17 protein-coding genes are annotated in these 21391 nt (G+C 51.0%); all 17 read left to right on the top strand.

Going from position 1 to position 21391, the window contains the following annotated elements; all coding sequences use genetic code 11:
- Nucleotides 1-3 precede the first annotated feature (3 nt).
- The 17 genes from HMPREF9453_RS03760 to HMPREF9453_RS03680 all read left to right on the top strand — a co-directional run bounded on the left by HMPREF9453_RS03760 (nucleotide 4) and on the right by HMPREF9453_RS03680 (nucleotide 21362).
- Complete coding sequence (locus tag HMPREF9453_RS03760) at nucleotides 4-1248, top strand: competence/damage-inducible protein A (protein WP_008859244.1); 1245 nt, start codon at nucleotides 4-6, stop codon at nucleotides 1246-1248.
- Nucleotides 1249-1343: 95 nt separating this feature from the next.
- The gene (gene recA / locus HMPREF9453_RS03755; protein WP_008859243.1) at nucleotides 1344-2402 is read left to right on the top strand and encodes a recombinase RecA; all 1059 of its coding nucleotides are present in this window, start codon (nucleotides 1344-1346) and stop codon (nucleotides 2400-2402) included.
- Nucleotides 2368-2847 carry a regulatory protein RecX gene (locus HMPREF9453_RS03750; RefSeq protein WP_008859242.1) on the top strand — a complete coding sequence of 160 codons (480 nt, stop codon included), beginning with the start codon at nucleotides 2368-2370 and terminating at the stop codon, nucleotides 2845-2847. The genes recA and HMPREF9453_RS03750 overlap by 35 nt, the downstream gene beginning before the upstream one ends.
- Before the next feature lie 243 nt (nucleotides 2848-3090).
- On the top strand, nucleotides 3091-3600 hold the full coding sequence (locus HMPREF9453_RS03745) for a CtsR family transcriptional regulator (protein WP_008859241.1): 510 nt from the start codon (nucleotides 3091-3093) through the stop codon (nucleotides 3598-3600).
- A 3-nt stretch (nucleotides 3601-3603) separates the two neighbouring features.
- Entirely contained in the window at nucleotides 3604-4146 is a 543-nt protein-coding gene (locus HMPREF9453_RS03740) for a UvrB/UvrC motif-containing protein (protein WP_008859240.1), read from the top strand.
- On the top strand, nucleotides 4143-5198 hold the full coding sequence (locus HMPREF9453_RS03735; protein WP_008859239.1) for a hypothetical protein: 1056 nt from the start codon (nucleotides 4143-4145) through the stop codon (nucleotides 5196-5198). The genes HMPREF9453_RS03740 and HMPREF9453_RS03735 overlap by 4 nt, the downstream gene beginning before the upstream one ends.
- Before the next feature lie 112 nt (nucleotides 5199-5310).
- The gene (locus HMPREF9453_RS03730; protein WP_008859238.1) at nucleotides 5311-7731 is read left to right on the top strand and encodes an ATP-dependent Clp protease ATP-binding subunit; all 2421 of its coding nucleotides are present in this window, start codon (nucleotides 5311-5313) and stop codon (nucleotides 7729-7731) included.
- Nucleotides 7732-7993: 262 nt separating this feature from the next.
- Nucleotides 7994-9391, top strand: a complete 1398-nt coding sequence (radA, locus tag HMPREF9453_RS03725) for a DNA repair protein RadA (protein ID WP_008859237.1) — start codon at nucleotides 7994-7996, stop codon at nucleotides 9389-9391.
- 230 nt (nucleotides 9392-9621) lie between these two features.
- Entirely contained in the window at nucleotides 9622-10365 is a 744-nt protein-coding gene (locus tag HMPREF9453_RS03720; protein ID WP_008859236.1) for a C40 family peptidase, read from the top strand.
- 81 nt (nucleotides 10366-10446) lie between these two features.
- Nucleotides 10447-11220, top strand: coding sequence for a nitrilase-related carbon-nitrogen hydrolase (locus HMPREF9453_RS03715; protein WP_008859235.1), 774 nt, complete (start codon nucleotides 10447-10449; stop codon nucleotides 11218-11220).
- Nucleotides 11221-11393: 173 nt separating this feature from the next.
- Nucleotides 11394-14003 carry an alanine--tRNA ligase gene (gene alaS, locus HMPREF9453_RS03710; protein ID WP_008859234.1) on the top strand — a complete coding sequence of 870 codons (2610 nt, stop codon included), beginning with the start codon at nucleotides 11394-11396 and terminating at the stop codon, nucleotides 14001-14003.
- A 12-nt stretch (nucleotides 14004-14015) separates the two neighbouring features.
- Nucleotides 14016-14282 carry an IreB family regulatory phosphoprotein gene (locus tag HMPREF9453_RS03705; protein WP_008859233.1) on the top strand — a complete coding sequence of 89 codons (267 nt, stop codon included), beginning with the start codon at nucleotides 14016-14018 and terminating at the stop codon, nucleotides 14280-14282.
- 1 nt (nucleotide 14283) lies between these two features.
- On the top strand, nucleotides 14284-14712 hold the full coding sequence (gene ruvX, locus HMPREF9453_RS03700; RefSeq protein ID WP_008859232.1) for a Holliday junction resolvase RuvX: 429 nt from the start codon (nucleotides 14284-14286) through the stop codon (nucleotides 14710-14712).
- A gap of 4 nt (nucleotides 14713-14716) precedes the next feature.
- The gene (locus HMPREF9453_RS03695) at nucleotides 14717-14980 is read left to right on the top strand and encodes a DUF1292 domain-containing protein (protein WP_008859231.1); all 264 of its coding nucleotides are present in this window, start codon (nucleotides 14717-14719) and stop codon (nucleotides 14978-14980) included.
- Nucleotides 14981-15470: 490 nt separating this feature from the next.
- Nucleotides 15471-16739 (top strand): metallophosphoesterase family protein, encoded by a 1269-nt coding sequence (locus HMPREF9453_RS03690; protein WP_008859230.1) that lies wholly within the window; start codon nucleotides 15471-15473, stop codon nucleotides 16737-16739.
- The gene (locus HMPREF9453_RS03685; RefSeq protein WP_008859229.1) at nucleotides 16736-19732 is read left to right on the top strand and encodes an AAA family ATPase; all 2997 of its coding nucleotides are present in this window, start codon (nucleotides 16736-16738) and stop codon (nucleotides 19730-19732) included. Before HMPREF9453_RS03690 ends, HMPREF9453_RS03685 begins: the two co-directional genes overlap by 4 nt.
- 523 nt (nucleotides 19733-20255) lie before the next feature.
- A complete protein-coding gene (locus HMPREF9453_RS03680) occupies nucleotides 20256-21362 on the top strand; it encodes an acyltransferase (protein WP_040379872.1) in 1107 nt (368 codons plus the stop codon).
- Nucleotides 21363-21391 lie beyond the last annotated feature (29 nt).

Genomic DNA, 21391 nt, shown 5'->3' with positions numbered 1-21391 from the left:
TCTATGATTACTGAAATTATTACCACAGGGTCGGAGCTTCTTCTGGGAGAAATTGCTAATGAAAATGCCCAGTGGCTGGCTGCTTTCCTGAATGAGCATGGCTATACGGTGGCTTATATGACGGTGGTAGGGGATAATCCCCGTCGCATGGAAGAAGCCTTCCGTCATGCCCTCACCAGGGCGGACCTTGTCATTACCTCCGGCGGTCTTGGCTCGACCCTGGGAGATATTACGAAAAAGGCAGGCGCCCGGGCGATGAATCTTCCCTTTGTTCGGATAGAAGAAGAATCGCGGCGGCTGAAAATATATTATGCGGAAAAGCACCGGCCCTATCTTCCATCACTGGACCGACAGGCCTGGTTTGCCAAAGGTGCTCGCCTGTTCTTTAATGAAGCGGGATCGGCCAGCGGCTGTGCCGTAGAAAAAGGCGGCAAAATCCTTATCCATCTTCCGGGACCACCCTTCGAAATGAAGACCATGATGAGGAACCATGTCATGCCCTGGCTCACCGAAAAACTGGGTTCCCAGGGTATCATCCGCTCCCTTGTCCTTTCCGCCGTTCATATGACAGAAGCGGAAATTGAAGAGAAAATAGAGGACCTTCTCCGCAGTCAGTCCAATCCCACCATTGCTCTTCTGGCAAGGCCCGGATATGTGGCCGTGCGGGTCACTGCCAAAGGAGCAGATGAGAAGGAAACCATGGACCTCATAGAAAAAACGGCGGGGGAAATCGAAAAAAGAATGCCCCTTTCAAGATATCATCTGGAAGGAGATGTGCTCAACGATTTGCATCATTTCCTTCTGGAGAACCACCTTTCCGTCAGTGCGGCAGAATCCTGCACCGGCGGTCTCATCGGAAAATTCCTGACTGACAATCCCGGAAGTTCTTCCTATTTCAAAGGAAGCGCCGTCACTTACTGGAACGAAGCAAAGGAAAAGGTTCTTTCTGTGAATAAAGATACCTTGCGTCATCTCACGGCTGTGAGCGGCCCTGTGGCAGAAGAAATGGCGGAAGGCTCCCGTGCTCTTTATGGCAGCGATATAGCTGTTTCTACCACCGGCTATGCCGGCCCCGGCAAAGGGGAAAGAGGGGAGGATCCGGGTCTGGTGTATATCGGCGTTTCCGGTCCCCTGGGCACGGAGGTGCACAAAGAGCAGTTCTTCGGCTCTCGGAGAAGCGTGCGCTATGGCGCGGCGGAAAAGGCGCTGTGCTATCTTCTGCAGTATGGGAAAAGGATGAAATCCTGATTTCCAGAAGCTTCCTGTATATAGTAAAATAAGAATAAAAGATACATAAGGAAAGTGAAAGATAGCTGCTTTCCCATTTCATAAGGAGGATTTCCATGGCAAATCAAACTGAATTAAGCCCGGAAAAGAAAAAGGCCCTTGAAAGCGCCATGCACCAGATTACAAAGGAGTTCGGTGCAGGCTCCATCATGCGTCTGGGGGATATGGGGGACAAGCTGGACATTGATGTCATTCCCACCGGCTCCCTGGCCCTTGATATCGCGGTCGGCGTAGGGGGATACCCCAGAGGCAGGGTCATTGAAATCTATGGCCCTGAATCATCCGGTAAAACGACCCTGGCTCTTCATGCCATTGCAGAAGCCCAGAAACTGGGCGGCGTGGCAGCCTTTATCGATGCGGAACACGCCCTGGACCCCATGTATGCTCATCATCTGGGCGTAGATACGAAGGACCTTTTGATTTCCCAGCCGGACAGCGGCGAACAGGCCCTTTCCATCTGTGAATCCCTGGTACGGAGCGGCGCTGTGGATATCGTAGTCATCGACTCCGTGGCAGCTCTCGTTCCGAAGCAGGAAATCGAAGGGGACATCAGTGACCAGTCCGTAGGCCTTCAGGCTCGTCTCATGAGCAAGGCTCTTCGCAAACTGACTGGCATTATCAGCAAATCCAGAACCATCGTTATTTTCATCAACCAGATCCGCGAAAAGGTGGGAGTTATGTTCGGTAATCCGGAAACCACCACTGGCGGCAGGGCTCTGAAATTCTACGCTTCCATGCGTATTGAAATCAGAAGGGCTGAAGCTATCAAGAGCGGAACCGAAGTGATCGGCAACCGGACCCGGGCTAAAGTAGTGAAGAACAAGGTGGCGCCGCCTTTCAAAGTGGCTGAATTTGATATTATGTACGGCGAAGGGATTTCCAAGGAAGGCACCCTTTTGGATATTGCGGTGAATATGGATATTATCCAAAAGAGCGGCGCCTGGTATTCCTATAAAGGAAACCGCATCAGCCAGGGCAGGGAAGCGGCCAAGACTTATCTGAAGGAACATCCTGATGTGGCGCAGGAAATCGACAAGATTATCCGAGACACCCTGGTAGTAGAACCGGATCATTTCGAAGATGGCGTATTATCAGAACAGGACGAAGAAAACTGAGAGAAGCTGCTATGAAGCAGCCCTTCATCTCCTGAAATATCGGGGCCAGAGTGAAATGGAAATGCGCCGGAAACTGAAGGAACGGAACTACGGAGAGAAAGATATCGAAGATACCCTGAAAAAGCTTATGCATTACGGGTATGTGGATGATGAAAGTCTGGCGGAAGATGTGTTCCGGTCCTTCCGCAGCCGCCGCTGCTACGGCAATAACTACATCCTTCAGAAAATGAAGGCTCGGGGCCTTCCCTGTCCTTACCGCATTCCGGAGGAAGAGGAAAGGGACAACGCCTTTCGCGTCCTGGCCGGCAGGGCTAAAGTGATGCCTTCCATTTTGAAAAATTACAGAAAAGCGGCTGCCTTTCTGCTCAGAAGAGGATTTTCTTCATCGGTGATTCATTCCGCCCTGGCTGAAGCAGGAGTGGAGGATGAGTTTCCTAATTGGTAAAAGTCAAAAAGAAAAGTCAAAAATAAAAAATAAGAAGCCCTTTTTCTATCATAGGAAGAGGGCTTTTCTTATGCCTTAATAAGAATATGATTCTCAAATAATATAGATAAAACCGAAGAAAAATAATTTCCGACCTATAAAAAAGAAAAGTAAAATTTTTTAATTTAACCTATTGACTATTTGACATTAAAGGAGTACAATAGATTCGAAAGTTGAGAGATGAAGGAAAGTGGTGAGTGCTAAATGAATAATACAATGTTATCAGACAGGATTGAAAAGTTTATCCTGGAAATGCTTGATAAAGAAACGAATGACCAGGTGCTCCTGAAGAGGAAAGATGTGGCAGATCTGTTAGAATGTGCCCCCTCTCAGGTCACCTACGTCATCAATACCAGGTTTTCTCCTGATGACCGGTTTGTTGTGGAGTCCAGAAGGGGAAGCGGGGGATACATCAAGATTTCACTGAAAAGTCAGAACCCGCCGCCACGGCGGGAAGCGCCTTCACCAAACCGCGTGGGAAAAAGCAGCCAAAAGAGCAGTCCAAAAGACAATCCCAACAGCATAGAAGCCATTGAGAACGGATTGGACGGCTATTACCGCATGCTTGTTGATTATGACATTATTTCCAATCAGGAATACCGATTGATTTGTGCAATGACCCATACCATGCTGGAATATTGTCCTGAAAGCCACCGCAGGGAGGCTGCCAAGACTATGATTCACCGCGTCGAATGGGCTTTGAAAGGAGAATGAACTATGCTTTGTGATCGCTGTCATGGAAGAGAAGCAGTTGTCCATGTGACACAGATCGTCAATGGACATAGAACAGAAAGACACCTGTGCAGGGAATGCGCAGCCAGGGAAAACCTGGTGAATAACTCCATGGGTTTCTTTGGTCATGATTTATTCAGAAACAGTTTTGATACCTTTTTCAACGACGGTTTTATGGATTCCCTTTTCCGCCCTGCCAGAACGGCTATCGAAAACCTGTCCTGCCCGGAATGCGGAAAGACCTATCATGATTTCAAAAAAGACGGCCTGCTGGGCTGCCCGGGATGCTATGAAGCATTCCGCGAAAAACTCCGCCCCGCATTTCAGCATATGCAGGGAGCTCACCGCTACGAAGGCGATGAACCGAAGAAAGCGGAAGTGAAGGAAGAATCGCCGGAGCTCACAGGCCTGAGAAACAAGCTTTCCAAACTGGTGGCTGATGAGAATTATGAAGAGGCTGCCAAAGTGCGGGATGAAATCCATAAACTGGAAGAGGAAGGGAAAGGGAAAGGAGGTACATCCAAATGACCCTTCAGGAAATATTGGGAAATGAGCTTCCACGGTGGGCCCAGATTTCTAAGGATGATCCGGTCATCTTTACTAGGCTTGCCCTTTTCAGAAATATAAAGAGTACCCGTTTCCCCTCCATGCTTCAAGGTTCCGAAAAGGCAAAAGCGGCGGGAAAGCTGGATGAAGCGGTGAGATATATTAATGATCACGGCTTCGGGCCCTTTATCCCCTATGGCATGGAATCCCTGAATGAAGAGGAAAGGAATGTACTTTCAGAAAAAGGGTTCCTGCCGGAAGAGGGTAGGCTCCTGGATGGAAACAGCCGGCTCTATCTCAATGAAGACGGAAGTCTGGCCATCAGGACCAATGTCCATGACCACTTGGCCTTTCTGGGGTTTTCCGGAGGCAATACAGTGTTCAGTCTCTGGAAAAGGACGGCGCGCCTAGCCGACGAAGCATCGGATATTCTGGACTACGCCTTTGATAAGGAATTCGGATATCTCACTGCGTCGCCCCAGTTCACAGGCTCCGGGATGAAGATGGTCTCCCTTCTGTTCCTGCCGGGATTTGCCCTGCACGATAAAATCGGAAGCCTTTCCGAATTTCTGGAACTCCGTGGTTTCCACCTGTCACCGGCGGCGGGAAAAGCCGACGGGCGCCTGCCCTTCTACCTTCTGGAAAACACCAGGTCTCTGGGCATCCGGGAAGTGGACTACGTGTCGGAGCTGGATAAAATCCTTCAGGAAATTACGGAAGAAGAGAAAAAACTCTGGAAGGACACCTTCCAAAGCTCGGAGGAAGAACTTCGGGACCGCATCTGGCGAGCCCTGGGCACCCTGAAATATGCAAGACGCATGACCAGGGAAGAAGCCCTTTATCTCTCAGGTCTCATCCGCATGGGTATTAATGCGGACATGATTCCCGATGAAGACGGCCTCACATTTTACCGTCTATATTCCCTGATTCCCGACAGTCAGGTGGCGCTCATCAGCCACACCGCGCCGGATGACCGGACTGCTATGGAAAAGTGGAGATCCGCTCTCCTGCGGGATGTGCTCAAAAACCTGTAAGAAAAAACCATTTGAAATGGTAAATACTCTGCTGTGAATCAGCTTTATCGTATATATTCATATATCAGATAGTAGTAAAAGTAGAAAACTCTGAAGCAAAGGAGGAGTTATTATGGAAGATAGATTTACTGACGGCGTGAAAAACGCTTGGAAATTTGCCGCTTCCGAAGCTGCCAAACTGGGCAGCGACTATATCGGCACGGAACATCTTCTTCTGGGCATTGCCCATGAAAAAGACAGCGCCGGTGGCAGGATTCTGAATTCCTTGGGCGTCACTGTGGATGCAGTGGAGCAGCTGCTCTCCCAGTACAGCCAGGGCCGGTCTCTTTTCAGCACCGGTGAAGTCTATGCAGCACCCCGGACCAAGAGAGTGCTGGAAATGGCAGTAGAAGAAGCCAACGAACTGGGAAATTCCTACGTAGGTACGGAACACCTGCTCCTGGCTATTCTTCATGAAGGCGGCGGCCTGGCTGTCCGCATTTTGGAAAGTTTCGGCGTTACCCAGGATAAACTGCAGAAAGCCTTTGAAAAAGTGCTGTCCGAAGACAGCGGCAAATCTGATAAATCTGTGAGCCTGGGCGATCTGGACGGCTTTGCAGTGGACCTCAACGAAAAAGCAAAACAAGGCAAAATCGATCCGGTTATCGGCAGAAACGATGAAATCAATCGGGTAATCCAGATTCTGTCCCGCCGTAACAAGAATAACCCTGTTCTCATCGGTGAACCGGGCGTTGGTAAAACGGCCATTGCTGAAGGTCTGGCTCAGCGCATTGTCAATAACGATGTACCGGAAATCCTTAAGAACTGTCATATCATTTCCCTTAACATGTCCTCCGTGGTGGCAGGTACCAAGTACAGAGGCGAATTTGAGGAAAGACTGAAAAAAGTCATTGATGAAGTGAAGAAACACAAAGACTGGATTCTCTTTGTAGATGAACTGCACACACTGGTAGGCGCAGGTTCCAGCGAAGGCTCCATGGATGCTGCCAACATTATGAAACCGGCACTGGCAAGAGGCGAGCTGCGCTGCATCGGTGCCACCACTTTGAAAGAATACAAGAAATACATTGAAAAAGATGCCGCTTTGGAGCGTCGTTTCCAACCTGTCAAAGTGGGCGAACCGACTCCGAAGGACACTCTGGAAATCCTGAAAGGCCTCCGCGACCGCTATGAAGCCTTCCATAAAGCCAAAATTACTGATGAAGCACTGAAAGCGGCAGTAGAACTTTCGGGCCGTTATATTACCGATCGTTTTCAGCCTGATAAAGCAATCGACGTTATCGATGAAGCCGCTGCCAAAGTCCGCATGGAAGCATCCTCTACGCCGGAAGGACTGAAAAAGAAAGAAGAAGCCCTGGAATCGGTAAACAAAGAAAAGGAAGCTGCCGTTTCTGCCCAGGACTTTGAAAAAGCAGCCATTTACCGGGATCAGGCAAAGAAACTGCAGACTGAAATCGATACCCTGAAGAAAGACTGGAAAGGCGGAGACCACGATCATCTGACTGTCACAGAAGAAGATGTGGCAGAAGTGGTATCCAAATGGACCGGCGTTCCGGTGCAGAACCTGAAGAAGAGCGACTCCGAACGGCTGCTCCATCTGGAAGACGAACTCCATAAGAGAGTCATCGGCCAGGACGAAGCTGTCCATGCCGTAGCCACTGCCATTCGTCGGGCAAGGGCCGGCATGAAGGACCCGAAGCGTCCTATCGGCTCCTTCCTCTTCCTGGGCACCACCGGTGTAGGCAAGACTGAACTGGCACGGGCACTGGCAGAGTGTATGTTCGGTAGTGAAAAGAACATGATTCGCTTCGATATGTCTGAATACATGGAGAAACACGAAGTCTCCCGTCTTGTGGGTGCACCTCCAGGATATGTAGGCTATGAAGAAGGGGGTCAGCTCACCGATGCGGTACGCCGTAATCCTTACAGCGTCATCCTCTTCGATGAAGTTGAAAAAGCCCACATGGACTTCTTCAATATCCTCCTGCAGGTTCTTGACGATGGCCGTCTGACTGATGGTCAGGGCAGGACCGTGGATTTCACCAACTGTGTCATCATCATGACCAGTAACCTGGGGTCCAATTTCCTGAAAGGCCATATGGGCAAGAAACTGGGCTTCTCCTCCGGCGAAAAGGAAGAAAAAGAAGAATCCTTCGAAGATATCAGAAAGATGATTATGGACGAAGTGAAACGGACTTTCCGTCCGGAATTCATTAACAGAATCGATGAAATCATCGTATTCCATCCGCTCACTCCGGAAAACCTCTCTGAAATCGTAGATCTCATGCTGAAGAAAGTAGCAGGCAAACTGGAACGCTTCCATGTATCCCTGGACGTTTCCGACGAAGCCAAGAAGGTCATCATTGCCGACGGTACCGATGTGGAATACGGTGCTCGTCCGCTGAAGAGGACCATCCAGAAAGAAATGGAAGATCCTATTTCCGAACTTATCCTGCAGGACGGACTGAAAGATAAGAAGGTCCTCCATGTAGGTAAAGATGAAAAAGGCAAACTCACCTTTAAAGCGGAATAATCCCATGAGGGGAATGTAGTATAATGGAGCTGTGCATCACGCACGGCTCCATTTTTTGTTTTGTTTTTGAATAGGAGCCACAGAGATTGGGCGTCTCGCCAATATATGCTGATTTGGGCGGTTTCAAACGGCGTCCAAGAGGAAATACCGCCCCTTTGAGCTCTTTGGACCCTATGGATTCTGAAACCGGGGGCTGCGAGGGTTTCCTGGGGCCCACATTCCATGGAAGAATCTGTTTCTTCCCATCACGAAGGAGAACTTTATGAGCAGCAAGGTACATACGAAATACATATGCTCCAACTGCGGAGCGGAAACTTTGAAGTGGATGGGGCGCTGTCCCCAGTGCGGGGAGTGGAATACGCTGGAGGAGCGGGTAGAAACGATGGCGCCTAAGAGCTTGGGGCCTTCTCTTTCTGCCAATCTGCAGAGCAATGCCAAACCACAGAAGCTTTCAGCCATTCATTTCAACGGAGACAAACGCATTCTTCTACATATGAATGAAGTGGACCGTCCTCTGGGTGGCGGCATTGTGAAAGGATCCGTCATTCTTTGGGGCGGCGAGCCGGGCATCGGTAAATCCACCCTCATTCTCCAGATCTGCCATGCCATGGCTTCCCAGGGGGAGAGCGTGCTTTACTGCAGCGGCGAGGAGTCGGAAATCCAGGTGAAGCTTCGGGCGGAAAGGCTTCATGTGAATGACGAAAACTGCTATATCTATGCCGGCAGCAGCATTGACGGTATTTTGCAGGAAGCGGAGAACCTGAAGCCTTCCATGCTGGTTATCGATTCCATTCAGACCATGTATATTTCAGGCGTGGATTCCCCCATGGGAAGTCCTGCCCAGATTCGGGACTGCACCTCGGCGCTGGTCCGTTTTGCGAAAAGAACCAATATTTCCGTCATGATTGTGGGCCATGTGACGAAGGAAGGAAATCTGGCGGGCCCCCGCATTCTGGAGCACATGGTGGACGTGGTGTTTTATCTGGAAGGGGACAGGAGCTATCAGTTCCGGGTGCTCCGCACGGTGAAGAACCGGTTCGGATCTACAGCGGAGTCAGGCCTCTTTGTGATGGAAGGAAACGGACTCAAAGGCATTGAGGACCCATCAAAATACATGCTTAGAAACCGCAGCGAATCAGCGCCGGGCTCCATGGTGGTGGCATGCATGGAAGGCCTTCGGCCGGTGCTGGTGGAAATGCAGGCGCTCACGGTGCACTCGGTGCTTGCCATTCCCAGAAGAATTGCTGCCGGATACGACTATAACCGCATGATCATTCTTTTGGCGGTACTGGAAAAAAGGGTCCGTATTCCCTTTTCCACTGATGACGTGTATCTTAACGTGGCAGGCGGCTTTCGGGTCAGGGAGACAGCGGCAGACCTGGGCATTGCCCTGGCCCTGGTATCGGTGAAAAAGGACATTCCCCTGCCGGGAGGACTCATGGCTTTAGGGGAAATCGGCCTCACCGGTGAAGTGATGCCGGTTTCTAAAATCGGGCCCCGGCTGAAGGAAGCGGTAAAAATGAAATTCGATCGGTTCCTCCTGCCAGAAGGAAACAGGGAAGAAGTGACAGATTTCTGCAAAAGTCATGGCCTCACCGGTATGCTGGACTCCATGGTCTTCATCAGGCATCTGTCGGAAGCCTTGGAGTATATACGGTGACACGCTTTTTGAGGGGATATGAAGTATGCTCGGGTTCTGCCCGTCATGGCCCTTTCTGCCTACCCTCTTTCATTTCATAGAGGAAATCCCTTCCATAATGTGATAAAATATAAAGGAAATTAGTATGCTGCATTGGACAGTTATGAAATTGGGAAGAAATTGACAGAAAAGAAGACCGGCGCTACCGGACTTCAAGGATTGAATTTGGTGGAAACGAGGGAAGTGCAGGCATGAAGAGAAGACTGTGCGTTCTGCTGTTGACAGGCGTGCTTGCTTTGGGGACAGCAGGAATTTCACATGCAGATTATATGATCGGCTCCCAGGGGCCGGAGGTACGGAACCTGCAGAAAAGGCTGAATGTATATGGCTTTAAGGTCAAGGCTGATGGGAATTTCAATGTGGCTACCTGCAATGCAGTGAAGAAGTTCCAGCGGAGGAAGCATCTTTCCGCTGATGGCATTGTAGGTCCCGTGACTTATAAAGCACTCATGGGTAAGACCATGTACAGGGCAAAGGCAGACAAGCCATCCGGCAGGGGAAATGCGTCTATCCCTTATGTAGGCATCGACGATTCTCGGGTGGAATGGCATAAGGCAGGACCGGTGAGCGATACGGTCCGTGCCATCACTGCTGAAGCACAGAAGTATGTGGGGGTACCTTACCAGTTTGGGGGAACCACGCCCCGCGGCTTTGACTGCTCCGGCTTTATCCAGTATGTCTTCAACAGGAAGGGCATTATCCTTCCCCGAGGCGCTGACGAGCAGTACCTGTCGGGCAGAAAGATTTCAGTGAATGCACTGGAACCGGGGGATCTGGTTTTCTTCAATACCTACGAAGAAGGCGTTTCCCATTCGGGGCTTTACCTGGGGGATGGCTATTTCATCAGTGCCACCAGCAGCCGGGGCGTGGCTGTAGCCACCATGAAGAACGGTTACTGGCATGACCGGTATGTAGGCGCCAACAGGGTGCTTTGATAGAAAAATGAAACCAATGAGGGCTGTAAAGAAATATGATTCATATTTCCTACAGCCCTTTGTACATACTGAGGTGATGGAATGAGAATTGCAATGCTGCAGATGGATGTGGCAGAGGGAGATAAGGAGAGAAATATCCGCCACGGCTTTGACCTTTTGGAGGAGGCGGCATCGTCAGCGGATGTACTGGTGATGCCGGAGCTCTGGACCATCGGGTACAATTTCCATGATTTTAAGAATCGGGTAACCAGGGTCAATGATGGTCTGCTGGACCGCCTTTCCTCTTTTGCCGCCTATCACCATGTGACGCTGGAAGCGGGCACCCTGCCCATTGAAAAAGAGGGGATTGTGAAAAATACGGGACTCCTTTTTGGCCCTGATGGAAGGATCCAGGCTCATTACAGCAAAAGGCATCTTTTTTATGGCTACCTGGAAGCCCAGCTCATGGCGCCGGGCACTCATCTGATGGATACGGCCATTGGCGGCGTCCGGACGGGCATGGCCGTATGTTATGAATTTTATTTTCCCAAAATGTGGAGAAAAATGGCCAAGGCCGGCACTACCCTGGTGCTGGCTCCCGCCTCCTGGCCCAAGGTTCATCTATCCCAGTGGGACGTGCTTACCAGGGCCAGGGCCATCGAGAATGGTATGTGCATCTGCGCCGTCAACATGGTAGGCACCTATCACGGCGTGCAGCTGGGCGGCCATTCCCGATTCATTGATCCTGTGGGAAACCTGGAAGTGGAAGGGGATCTGGAAGAGCATATTTATTATGCAAACTATGATGAGGTGAAATATAAAAACCTGGGAAAGCAGCTGGCTGTAATCCGGTTGGAAAAGGAAATCGGGCAGTGAGGGGACGGAGCGCCCCTGAACCTGAAAGATTCAGAGGCTGCAGAAGGGCGCGTCAACCTTCGGAAATACCGATAAAAGCCTCACATAAATCTAAATCATAAACAAATATCTATTTGCATGGACTGTGCCAGTCATATATAATGAAGAACACAACTACATTAAGGGGGTTTATCATGAAGGGCAATGATATTCGTGAATCATATCTTTCATTTTTTGAAAATCAAAAAGGCCATCTGAGATTGAAGAGCTTCTCTCTGATCCCGAAAGATGACCCCAGTCTTCTTTTAATCGGTGCAGGCATGGCGCCGCTGAAGCCTTACTTTACAGGCAAGGTGGAACCGCCGCGTCATCGTGTCACCACCAGCCAGAAGTGCATCCGCACCGGCGATATTGAAAACGTAGGCCATACAGCCCGCCACCATACTTTCTTTGAAATGCTGGGGAACTTCTCCTTTGGCGACTATTTCAAGAAAGAAGCCATCAGCTGGGCCTGGGAATTCCTGACGGAAGTTTTGAAATTGGACCAGTCCCGCCTGTATGTCACCATTTATCCCGATGACCATGAGGCCCATGATTACTGGCACAAGATGATCGGCCTGCCGGAAAACCATATTTATCCGCTGTCCGATAACTTCTGGGAAATCGGGGAAGGTCCCTGCGGCCCGGACTCTGAAATTTTCTATGACCAGGGCGAAGAATTCGGCACGGACCCGGAAAACCAGATGGGCGGCGACGGCGACCGCTTCCTGGAAATCTGGAACCTGGTTTTCTCCCAGTATGACCGCCAGAAAGACGGCTCCTACCTGCCTCTGGCTAAGAAGAATATTGATACCGGCGCCGGCCTTGAACGTCTGGCTGCCGTGCTTCAGAAGAAAAAGAATAATTTTGAAACAGATCTTTTCTTCCCAATTATCGAAGAAGCCTCTGCTTTGTCCGGCGTGCCCTATGGCCAGAGCGCCCAGGGAGATGTGGCTCTGAAGGTAATTTCCGACCATGCCAGAGCCATTACCAATATGATTGCTGACGGCATCCTTCCTTCCAATGAAGGCAGGGGCTATGTGCTCCGCAGAATCCTGCGCCGGGCTGTTCGTTTCGGAAAGCTTCTGGGCATTCAGGACGCTTTCATCGGCCAGATGATCGATGTGGTCATCAACATGATGAAACCGGCGTATCCGGAACTGGTGGACAAACAGGCCTTTATTAAGAAAGTGGCCGGCGTAGAGGAAGACCGTTTCCATTCCACCCTCAATGCAGGCACGGATCTCCTTTCCGAAATGCTGGAAGACACAAAGAAGAAGCAGGGCACTGTCCTTTCCGGGGATAAGGTGTTCAAGCTGTATGATACCTATGGCTTCCCCTGGGAACTGACCGATGAAATCGCCAAGGAACAGGGCCTCACCATTGATAAGGAAGGCTTTGAAGCATCCATGGCAGAACAGAAGGAAAGAGCCAGAGCTGCCAGAGCCAAGGTTTCCGCCAAGGTGGCTACTCCGGACACCACCAAACTGGATGCAGCAAGCCTGACTACCGAAGACAGGGATGGAGAAACAAAGCTTCTCCTTCTCGGTAAAGAAGGCAAAGAAATCAAAGAAGCTGCAGACGGCACCGAAGTGACTGTAATCCTTCAGAACAATCCTTTCCATGCGGAAGGCGGCGGCCAGGTCGGCGACACCGGCACCATTACCGGCGCTGAAGGCGTGATGGATGTAGAAGATACAAAGAAACTTCCCGATGGCATTGTGTACGTTATCGGCACTGTCCGTGAAGGCACCATTTCCGAGGGAGATACGGTGAAAGCAGTGGTGGATCGGGACAGAAGAGAAGATCTGGCCAGAAACCACACTGGCACCCATATGCTGCAGGCAGCGCTCCGTGAAGTACTGGGCGGACAGGTCAACCAGGCTGGATCCCTGGTGCTCCCTGACAAGCTCCGTTTCGATTTCACCTGGCCTGAACCTCTTTCTTCCAAACAGCTTTCCGCTGTAGAAGAAGCGGTAAACCGTGAAATCCTTCATGCCCTTCCGGTGAACATTACAGAAATGCCCCTGGAAGAAGCAAAGAAATCGGGAGCCATGGCACTGTTTGGTGAAAAATATGGCTCCGTAGTCCGCGTTGTTTCCGTAGGAGATTTCAGTAAGGAACTCTGCGGCGGCAGCCATGTAGGAAATTCCGGCGAACTGGGTTCTTTCCGCATTATAAGCGAAGGCGGCATCGGTTCCGGTCTGCGTCGCATCGAAGCAGTCACAGGCAAAAAAGCCTATGAAATGATGAAGGCTGATCGGGCGCTTCTTGAAAACTCTGCAGCCCTTCTGAAGGGAAAGGTGGAAAACATTCCGGAAAAGATTGAAAAACTCCTTTCCGAAGTGAAGGACTTGGAAAAACAGCTGGAAGCCATGAAGAAGCAGCAGACAAAGGATGAACTTGGTTCCATCATGCAGAACATCCAGGAAAAGAAGGGTGTTCCCTTCTTCGGCGCTGTGGTGCATGCAGATAATATGGACGACCTCAGAAAAGCCGCAGATGTGGTAAAAGCCAAACTGACCGGCGGCGCCTTCATTCTTGGCACCGTATCCGGCGACAAGGTGAATCTGGTGGGCATGGCTTCTCCGGAAGCGGTGAAAGCCGGCGTCCATATGGGTAAAGTAGTTTCCAAAGCAGCCAAAGTATGCGGCGGCGGCGGTGGTGGCAAACCGGCAGTAGCGCAGGCCGGCGGCCGTGATACATCGAAGCTGGAAGAGGCAGTCGGCGCAGGCGTTGCGGCTATTGCTGACATGCTTGGTTAAGGAGGGATATATATGTCAGTCTCTGATGAAACGATTTTATTTAATACCAATGCTGATGAAGGAGAAAATCGGCAGGCAGCCATGGTTCTGCAGGAAGTTTATGCGGCTTTGAAAGAAGCAGGGCATAATCCTACGGTGCAGCTTGTAGGATATCTTGTTTCAGGGGAGCCGACATATATTACCAGCCGCCATGACGCCAGAAGGCTTATTTCCGGCATCGAAAGAGATGAACTGGTGGAAGAGCTGGTCCGTTTCTACGTAAAGCACAAGGGCCTCTGATATGAGGATCATGAGTCTTGACGTAGGCTCCGTTACCATCGGTGTGGCAGTGAGTGACCTCTTCGGCTGGACAGCCCAGGGCCTGGAAACTATCCGCCATACCACCAGGGAAGCGGATTTCAAAAGGCTCCGGCAGCTTACTGACCAGTACCAGGTGGAAGAATTCGTCATCGGTCTGCCCCTGAATATGGATGGCACCCGGGGAATCCGGGTGGAAAGGACCGAAGCTTTCGCCGAAGAACTGGCTAAGGCCTTTCCGGACATTCCCTATCACTTCTGGGACGAAAGGCTTACCACCGTGATGGCCCAGAAACAGCTCATCGCTGCCGACGTGAGCCGGAAGAAACGAAAGAAAGTCATAGATAAAATGGCAGCTGTGGCCATTCTGGAAGGATATCTGCAGCATCTTTCATTGAAAAACAGAGGATAAACCTATGACCGACAAAAAAGAAGACCCCATCATTATTACCATCACCGGTCCCGACGGCGATGAAAGGGACTACGTGCAGGACACGGTGATTCCCTTTGCCGGGAAAGAATTCGCCGTGCTTGTGTCCATTCCTGAAAAGGAAGACTCCGAAGAAGAGCCGGACATCATCCTGGCCAGAATCGACAGGGACGAAAATGGCGAAGCAGTATACCTGCCGCCTACGGACGAGGAATATGATGCGGTGGCGGACATTTACGACGCCATGTAAGAGATCAGGCAAAGAGAACTGCGGCTTACCCTGCCGCAGTTCTTTTGTGCTTATATATGTGATAGAATAGGAGGAAAGCGCTCTTGATGACATGCCCTGTCAGGCGTGAAGGGCGGGCTGCTTCATTGCGGCGGGTGTCAGTATTTTCGCATGCGAAAGGGGGCGCTTTGGGGCGCCCGGGTTTTATCGTTCCCGTGCTCGTTCCTGTGCTAATACTAGTAAGGGGGGCCGCAGAGCGGGCGCAATATGAGCCTGCAGCTAAGCCTCACCATGAATTGATGCATGTGGCCGCCCCTTCCGTCTTGCTGCGTTTACCCCGAAAGGGGGCAGGCAAAACGGAGGAAGAGAGCGCCCCGACAAAACTGGCGGCGGAGCCGCCACCACCCTCTGAATCCTTTGAACTTTCGGGACCAAAGGGCCGGTCCATCTTAAGAACCTTACCTTTTAAACTAGAGTCTGGAAACTCCAGAGACATATACAAGGAGGACTTATGGGTAAACATTTTTCTTTTATCCATTGTGCTGATCTTCATCTGGGAGAACCGTTCCGCGATATCCGCATGGGAAGCAGCGGTCCCTGGAATGAACAGATAGGAAAGGCTACGTTTAAAGCCTTTGAAAAAGTGGTGGATGCAGCGCTGGAGAACCGTGTGGATGCCATTCTCATATCCGGCGACGTGTACAACGGGGATCACCACAGCTTGTCCGCCCAGATGGCCTTTGCCCGGGAACTGTACCGGGCAGCCCAGGGAGGCATTGAAATTTTTATGGTCCACGGGAACCATGATCCCGGCGAAGCCTGGCGCGCGGACATTCCGCTGCCGGAAACAGTCCATATTTTTCCGGCTGATCAGGTGACTTCCATTCCCCTGATGAAGGATGGGGAGAAGGCAGCCACTATTTATGGGATTTCCTATAAAACCCGGCATGTGAAGGAAAATCTGGCCAAAGAGTTTCATCGGGAAAAGGATGACGGCTTTGCCATCGGCATGCTGCATACCGACATGGGCGGCGCTGATTCACCCTATGCGCCCTGTACGGCGGATGACCTGAAGGCAGTAGGCATGGATTACTGGGCTCTGGGTCATGTGCATACAAGAAAGACTGTTTCCACTTCTCCCTACATTGTGTATCCCGGAAATACCCAGGGCCTGTCCCTTCGGGAAATCGGACCCAGGGGCTGCTATCTGGTGGATGTAGGGGCCTATGGTACGGTGACTTTGAAGTTTATTGAAACCGACACCATCCGCTGGATGGATATGACTATGGATATTTCTGCCTATTCCCAGACAGAAGAGCTGATTTCCGCGGTGACGAAAAGGCGGAGCGGTTTGAAGGAACTGACAGGTAGGCCTAATATCATCCGTCTGGTGTGCACCGGCAGCGGCCCTCTTCATGCCGTACTCTCCAGCGAGGACGGCAGGGATTTCATTCTTCAGTCCCTGAACGACAAAGAACAGTTCCGGTATCTCTTCGCCTGGTTCGTGCGCCTGGAAGATCGGACCCGCACGTCTATCGATCTGAAGGAGCGAAGGGAACTGCCTGATGTGACCGGCAATTTCCTCAAAGCCTACGATGCTTTGAATGACCTTCCGGTGGACAAGAAAAAGGAAGAACTCCGGACCATGGCGGAAAGCCAGCCGGAATTTGTGAAATATAAAAAACTGCTCCATTCCCTTCCCGACGAGAGTCTGCTCCGGTCCTTCCGGAAAGCAGAACTTTTGGGAGCGGAAATGCTGACGAAAGAGGAGGAAAAATGAAGATTACCGATCTCCAGCTCCAGCAGTACGGCATTTACCACGATGCCTCCTGGCAGCCTTCCCAAACCTCTCTTAACATTGTGATGGGGGAGAACGAAAGCGGTAAGACCACCATGCTCCGTTTCATCCGGGACATGCTCTTCGGCTATGGCCGGGGCAAATGGCAGGGACGGAAAGGAAATATGGGATTCATCCGCTCCGATGGCCAGACTTATCGGGTATACCGTAATGAAAAAGAGCAGTGGTTTGAAAACGCAAACCATGTGAAATTTACGGAAGACCTGCCTGCTGCCTGGTGGCATGGTCTTAACCGGTCCATTTATGAAAAAATTTTCGCCGTAGGCCTGGAAGACCTGCAGGGAGCCAATTTTCTGGCCAATGATCGTGTGAGAAGCCGTTTCTTTATGCTTCAGGGCGGCGACAAGCTGGCAGCGGCCAAGGCGGAACTGGAAGAAGAAAAGGCCAAACTCTTTTCAGGAAGCCCCCAGGGAAAGCGGAAAATCAACCAGCTGGCCGCCGATTTGGAAGAAGCGGAAAAAGAACTGGACGGCCTGTCCAATCAGGAAAAGGAATTTTCCGACCTCCAGCGCAGGCAGGAGGAAATGAAAAAGCAGGCTTCTGCCCTCAAGCAGCAGCTGGACAGGGACAACGAAGAAAACGACCGCCTGGAAAAAAGGCTGGGCGCCTGGAAATACTACCAGCAGGCAGTGAGTGTGAAACACCAGCTGGACCTGTCTTCCCAGGTCACCATGTTCCCTTCCAACGGTAAGGAACAGTGGAACCAGCTCATGAACCGCATGAAGGTCATCCATGACCAGAAGGAATCGCTCCAGGAAAAACTGGACGCCTACAAGCCCGTAAAGAAAGAGGAAATCATCCCCTGGATGGGCGTGGAAAACGAACTGGAAAAGCTGTATGTGGACCTGGGCCAGTGGCGGCAGACCCTTTCAGATGCGGAAAACATGGAAAAGGAAAAAGCAGACTGGCGCATGGATTTCGTCAATCTAGGCTATTCCCTTCCCCTCTGGGACCGCCCTTTAAGTTTGGACAAACCCTGCGCCAGCGTGGACTGGGAAGAAGGACGCCGCCTTGCCGGCAGCCTGGGCGTCCGGAACAATGAACTCCATTTCTGGGAGCAGCGGGAACCGGAAGTGGAAAAACTCTCGGACGACCTGGTCCTTCCAAAACAGGAAGAATCGGAGTCGGACTGGCAGAACATCGAATCCATGGCTGCTGAACTGGAACAGGTGCTCCACGAGGAAGCGGACATACAGTCCGAAATAGATGATATCAGCGGCAGAGAAGATAAGAAATATACGCCCTGGCTGTGGATGAGCCTTGTGCTCCTTCTGGCAGCGGCCGCAGGCATTGCCGCCTTCTACACCGCCAGAGCCGGAGTGGCTGCTATGTACGGTTCTGCCGGTGCCGCCATCCTGGCCATCCTTTTCTACGTTCTCCACAGCCATGTGGTCCATAAAAAAGGAAATACCCTGGAAAAACTGGCTGCCCGGAAAGACGAACTGGAAGCATCCCGCAAACAGATTAGCGAAAAATTCCCCGGTCAGGCGCCGAAAACAGTGGATGAACTCAAGGCCTTCCACAATCTCATGCAGGAAAAACGATCCGGCTTCTACAAGGATCAGGCCAAAAGACAGGCCATTTCCTGGAAAAAGGAAACCATTCGGAAACAGGAACAGCAGCATAAAAACTGGGAAGAAGAGGGCAGCATCCTTACAGAAAAAAGGGATAAGGCCGAAAAAGCCTGGAATAACTGGCTTTCTGAAAACAGCCTTCCCCGGACGGGAGCGGAAAACCTGTCTGCTCTCCAGGAACAGTGGCAGAAAATTTACTCTGCCGAAGGGAAAGGGAAAATCATGGACCTTCGGCTGGAACAGATCGATGCCAAACTTGACGCCTTTGCTGAAAGGGCCCAGTCCATCATCGCTGCCACGAAACTTCCCTATGCCGTCAATCCCGACAGCATAGCCGACATTTACGAAGAAAACCACCGCCGAAGCCTGGAGTGGGAAGCGCTGCAGGAAAAGAACAACCAGCACGCCGCCTACGAAAAGGAAATGACCAAACTGGACGAAGGCTGGGCCTCCTGCCAGCGTGAAATGGATACACTGCTGAACCTGGTCCACGCCAGAAACGCGGAAGAATTTGCAGAAAAAGTGAACGCCCACGAACACCATGACCAGATTGCCAAGGAATGGGAAAGAGTGAAACAGGACCTCCGTATGTATGCTGGCGGGGAAGAAGAATTCGAAACCCTTTGGCATGCCCTGGAAACAGGCCAGTACGACCAGTGGATGGAAAAACATAACGAACTTTCCAGAAAAGTAGAAGAAGAAACAAAAGAACTGGGCGAACTCCAGAGAAGCCAGGGTGCCATTGACAACGAAATTTTCCGTCTGGCAGGAGACGATTCCATGACCGCAGCGCTGCAGAAAAAAGAAAAAATCGAAGCAGAACTGCAGTCGGCTCTGGAAGAATGGCTCACCCTCATGTATACTGAAGAACTTCTGACCCGGGCCCAGTCCATTTACGAATCGGGCCGGCAGCCGGAAATCATGAAAATGGCCAACGAATTCCTGAAAGACATGACCATGGGGAAATATGCCCTTCATATTTCCGACAACGGAAAGGACATTTATATCGAAGACAGCATGCACGGCGTAAAGACAGAAAAAATCTGGTCCTCCGGCACCGGAGACCAGGTTTATCTTGCCATCCGCCTGGCCATGGCTCTCTCCTTTGGAGAGCACATTGAACCGCTGCCCATCGTTCTGGACGATATCTTTGTCCGCTTCGATGAAAAACGGCAGCGCGAAACCCTCCGCTTCCTCATGGATCTGGGCAAAAAACAGCAGATCTTCCTCTTCACCTGCCATGAAAGAACCATGCACATTGCAGAAGAAGTAGGATATGAGAAGGGAACAGGAGAGTTCATCCATCTGTCTGCCGGACAGATCGAGCAGGTAGGGCAGTAGAGGTATCAAACGTCAGAAGACTATTTTCCCGGACCCAAGAGGGGGCCTTCGGCGTCACTGCCGGACATTAAGGCGCTCGTTTTATGTGCAGGTTATACTTGAAAAATAGCCTGATTCGACAATGCTGCAGGACTGTCGCCTTCCAGGGGAAGGCGGCTTTGGCACTTCGTCATACACCACTGGCGGCACAAGGGGAAGCACGTAACGTCAGGCTCCTTCTTTGGGTGGCAATTCTGCGTAGAATTCCAAGTCGGGCAAAGTTGGCCCTCACAGAATGATTATGATACTCGATGTGGACGTGACCGCCGAAAGGCGGCATTATAATACTCATCGCCCGAGAGGGCGATACCACCACCCTCTGAACCTTTTGAACCCTCACACCGAAGGTGTGTCCAAAGGCGAAGCCGCCACCACAACCCTCGGCCCAGGGGGTTGTCTAACCCTTGAACCCCGGGTCCCAAAAGCCTATCCATCCAAAGAACCCTCATCGCCCGCAAAGGCGATGCAGAAAGAAGGTATCCTATTGAATACAGAAAAAACAGTTTCTGCCGGCAGAAAGAAAAAGAAACTTCATATTGAATTTCTTCGAGCCCTCTGCATCTGGCTGGTTATGTTTACCCATACATCGACTGCCGGCTTTTCTTTATATATTGAGAGGCCCGCTTCATTTTTCTATCCTCTCTATCTGGCTGTGCCTTTCTGGGTGAAGACGGCGGTGCCCATTTTCTTTATGATTTCCGGCGCCCTTCTTCTGGGAAAAGAGGAGCCTATCTCTACCATCTGGAAGAAGAGGATATGGCGGTTCCTGCAGGTGATTTTTGTATTTTCCCTGATTAACTATGTGTGGTTCTACCATAACCTGCCCCTGTCCATTCCCGGACACATAGCCAAGTTCTTTACGCTTCTCTACACGTCGGACCTGGCTACGGCCTACTATTTCCTATATATCTATATTTCTTTCCTCCTCATGCTTCCCATCTGGAGGAAGCTGGTGAAAGTACTGGATGAGAAGCTTTATCTGTACCTCATCGGTCTGAACCTGTTCTTTGTGGGTGTGATGCCCATGGTGTCTTTCCTCATTTTCAAGGGGAGCGCGGAAATGAATTATTTCCTGAATCCTCTCCTGGCGGTGAGCGAGCCTACTTTTTACTTCCTCATGGGCTACTGGATTGAAAACGTGCTGCCCCAGAGCTGGCTGACGAAAAGGAATCTGGTGAAACTGGGAATCGCTGCTCTCCTCGGTACCGCAGCCGCCGGCGCCATGACCTGGTACCACGGCATCGCAGCGGGGGGAATGACCGAGGCCATTTCCGAACGGTTCTACGATTCCTTCCTCTTTTTGAATACCGCTTTTGTCTTCTGCACCTGCCGCTGGTGGTTCAGCACTCATCATGTGTCGGAAAAGGCGGGGAAGGCGCTGGTATTCTTTGGCAGCATGTCTTTCGGCGTCATGCTGTTTGAAGAAATTACAAGAAATCTGACCCACGTAATTTACACCCATATTCTTTTGAAATATATGTATCGTATTCCTTTCATTGATGCGGTCATCTGGATTTCCATGGCTTATGCTCTGGGCGTTGTGATTACCTGGGGACTGAAGAAGATACCTTACTTTGCCCGCCTTATATAGGGAAGCACTGATTAATTCATAGAGTTTTC

It is taken from the genome of Dialister succinatiphilus YIT 11850 (assembly GCF_000242435.1).
Taxonomy (GTDB): domain Bacteria; phylum Bacillota; class Negativicutes; order Veillonellales; family Dialisteraceae; genus Dialister; species Dialister succinatiphilus.
Note: the sequence above shows the minus strand (reverse complement) of the source record. Positions and strands in the feature narration are given on the sequence as shown.

Coding starts and splice junctions, on each gene's coding strand:
- HMPREF9453_RS03760 (WP_008859244.1), top strand. CDS start 4: ATGATTACTGAAATTATTACCACAGGGTCGGAGCTTCTTCTGGGAGAA.
- recA (WP_008859243.1), top strand. CDS start 1,344: ATGGCAAATCAAACTGAATTAAGCCCGGAAAAGAAAAAGGCCCTTGAA.
- HMPREF9453_RS03750 (WP_008859242.1), top strand. CDS start 2,368: ATGGCGTATTATCAGAACAGGACGAAGAAAACTGAGAGAAGCTGCTAT.
- HMPREF9453_RS03745 (WP_008859241.1), top strand. CDS start 3,091: ATGAATAATACAATGTTATCAGACAGGATTGAAAAGTTTATCCTGGAA.
- HMPREF9453_RS03740 (WP_008859240.1), top strand. CDS start 3,604: ATGCTTTGTGATCGCTGTCATGGAAGAGAAGCAGTTGTCCATGTGACA.
- HMPREF9453_RS03735 (WP_008859239.1), top strand. CDS start 4,143: ATGACCCTTCAGGAAATATTGGGAAATGAGCTTCCACGGTGGGCCCAG.
- HMPREF9453_RS03730 (WP_008859238.1), top strand. CDS start 5,311: ATGGAAGATAGATTTACTGACGGCGTGAAAAACGCTTGGAAATTTGCC.
- radA (WP_008859237.1), top strand. CDS start 7,994: ATGAGCAGCAAGGTACATACGAAATACATATGCTCCAACTGCGGAGCG.
- HMPREF9453_RS03720 (WP_008859236.1), top strand. CDS start 9,622: ATGAAGAGAAGACTGTGCGTTCTGCTGTTGACAGGCGTGCTTGCTTTG.
- HMPREF9453_RS03715 (WP_008859235.1), top strand. CDS start 10,447: ATGAGAATTGCAATGCTGCAGATGGATGTGGCAGAGGGAGATAAGGAG.
- alaS (WP_008859234.1), top strand. CDS start 11,394: ATGAAGGGCAATGATATTCGTGAATCATATCTTTCATTTTTTGAAAAT.
- HMPREF9453_RS03705 (WP_008859233.1), top strand. CDS start 14,016: ATGTCAGTCTCTGATGAAACGATTTTATTTAATACCAATGCTGATGAA.
- ruvX (WP_008859232.1), top strand. CDS start 14,284: ATGAGGATCATGAGTCTTGACGTAGGCTCCGTTACCATCGGTGTGGCA.
- HMPREF9453_RS03695 (WP_008859231.1), top strand. CDS start 14,717: ATGACCGACAAAAAAGAAGACCCCATCATTATTACCATCACCGGTCCC.
- HMPREF9453_RS03690 (WP_008859230.1), top strand. CDS start 15,471: ATGGGTAAACATTTTTCTTTTATCCATTGTGCTGATCTTCATCTGGGA.
- HMPREF9453_RS03685 (WP_008859229.1), top strand. CDS start 16,736: ATGAAGATTACCGATCTCCAGCTCCAGCAGTACGGCATTTACCACGAT.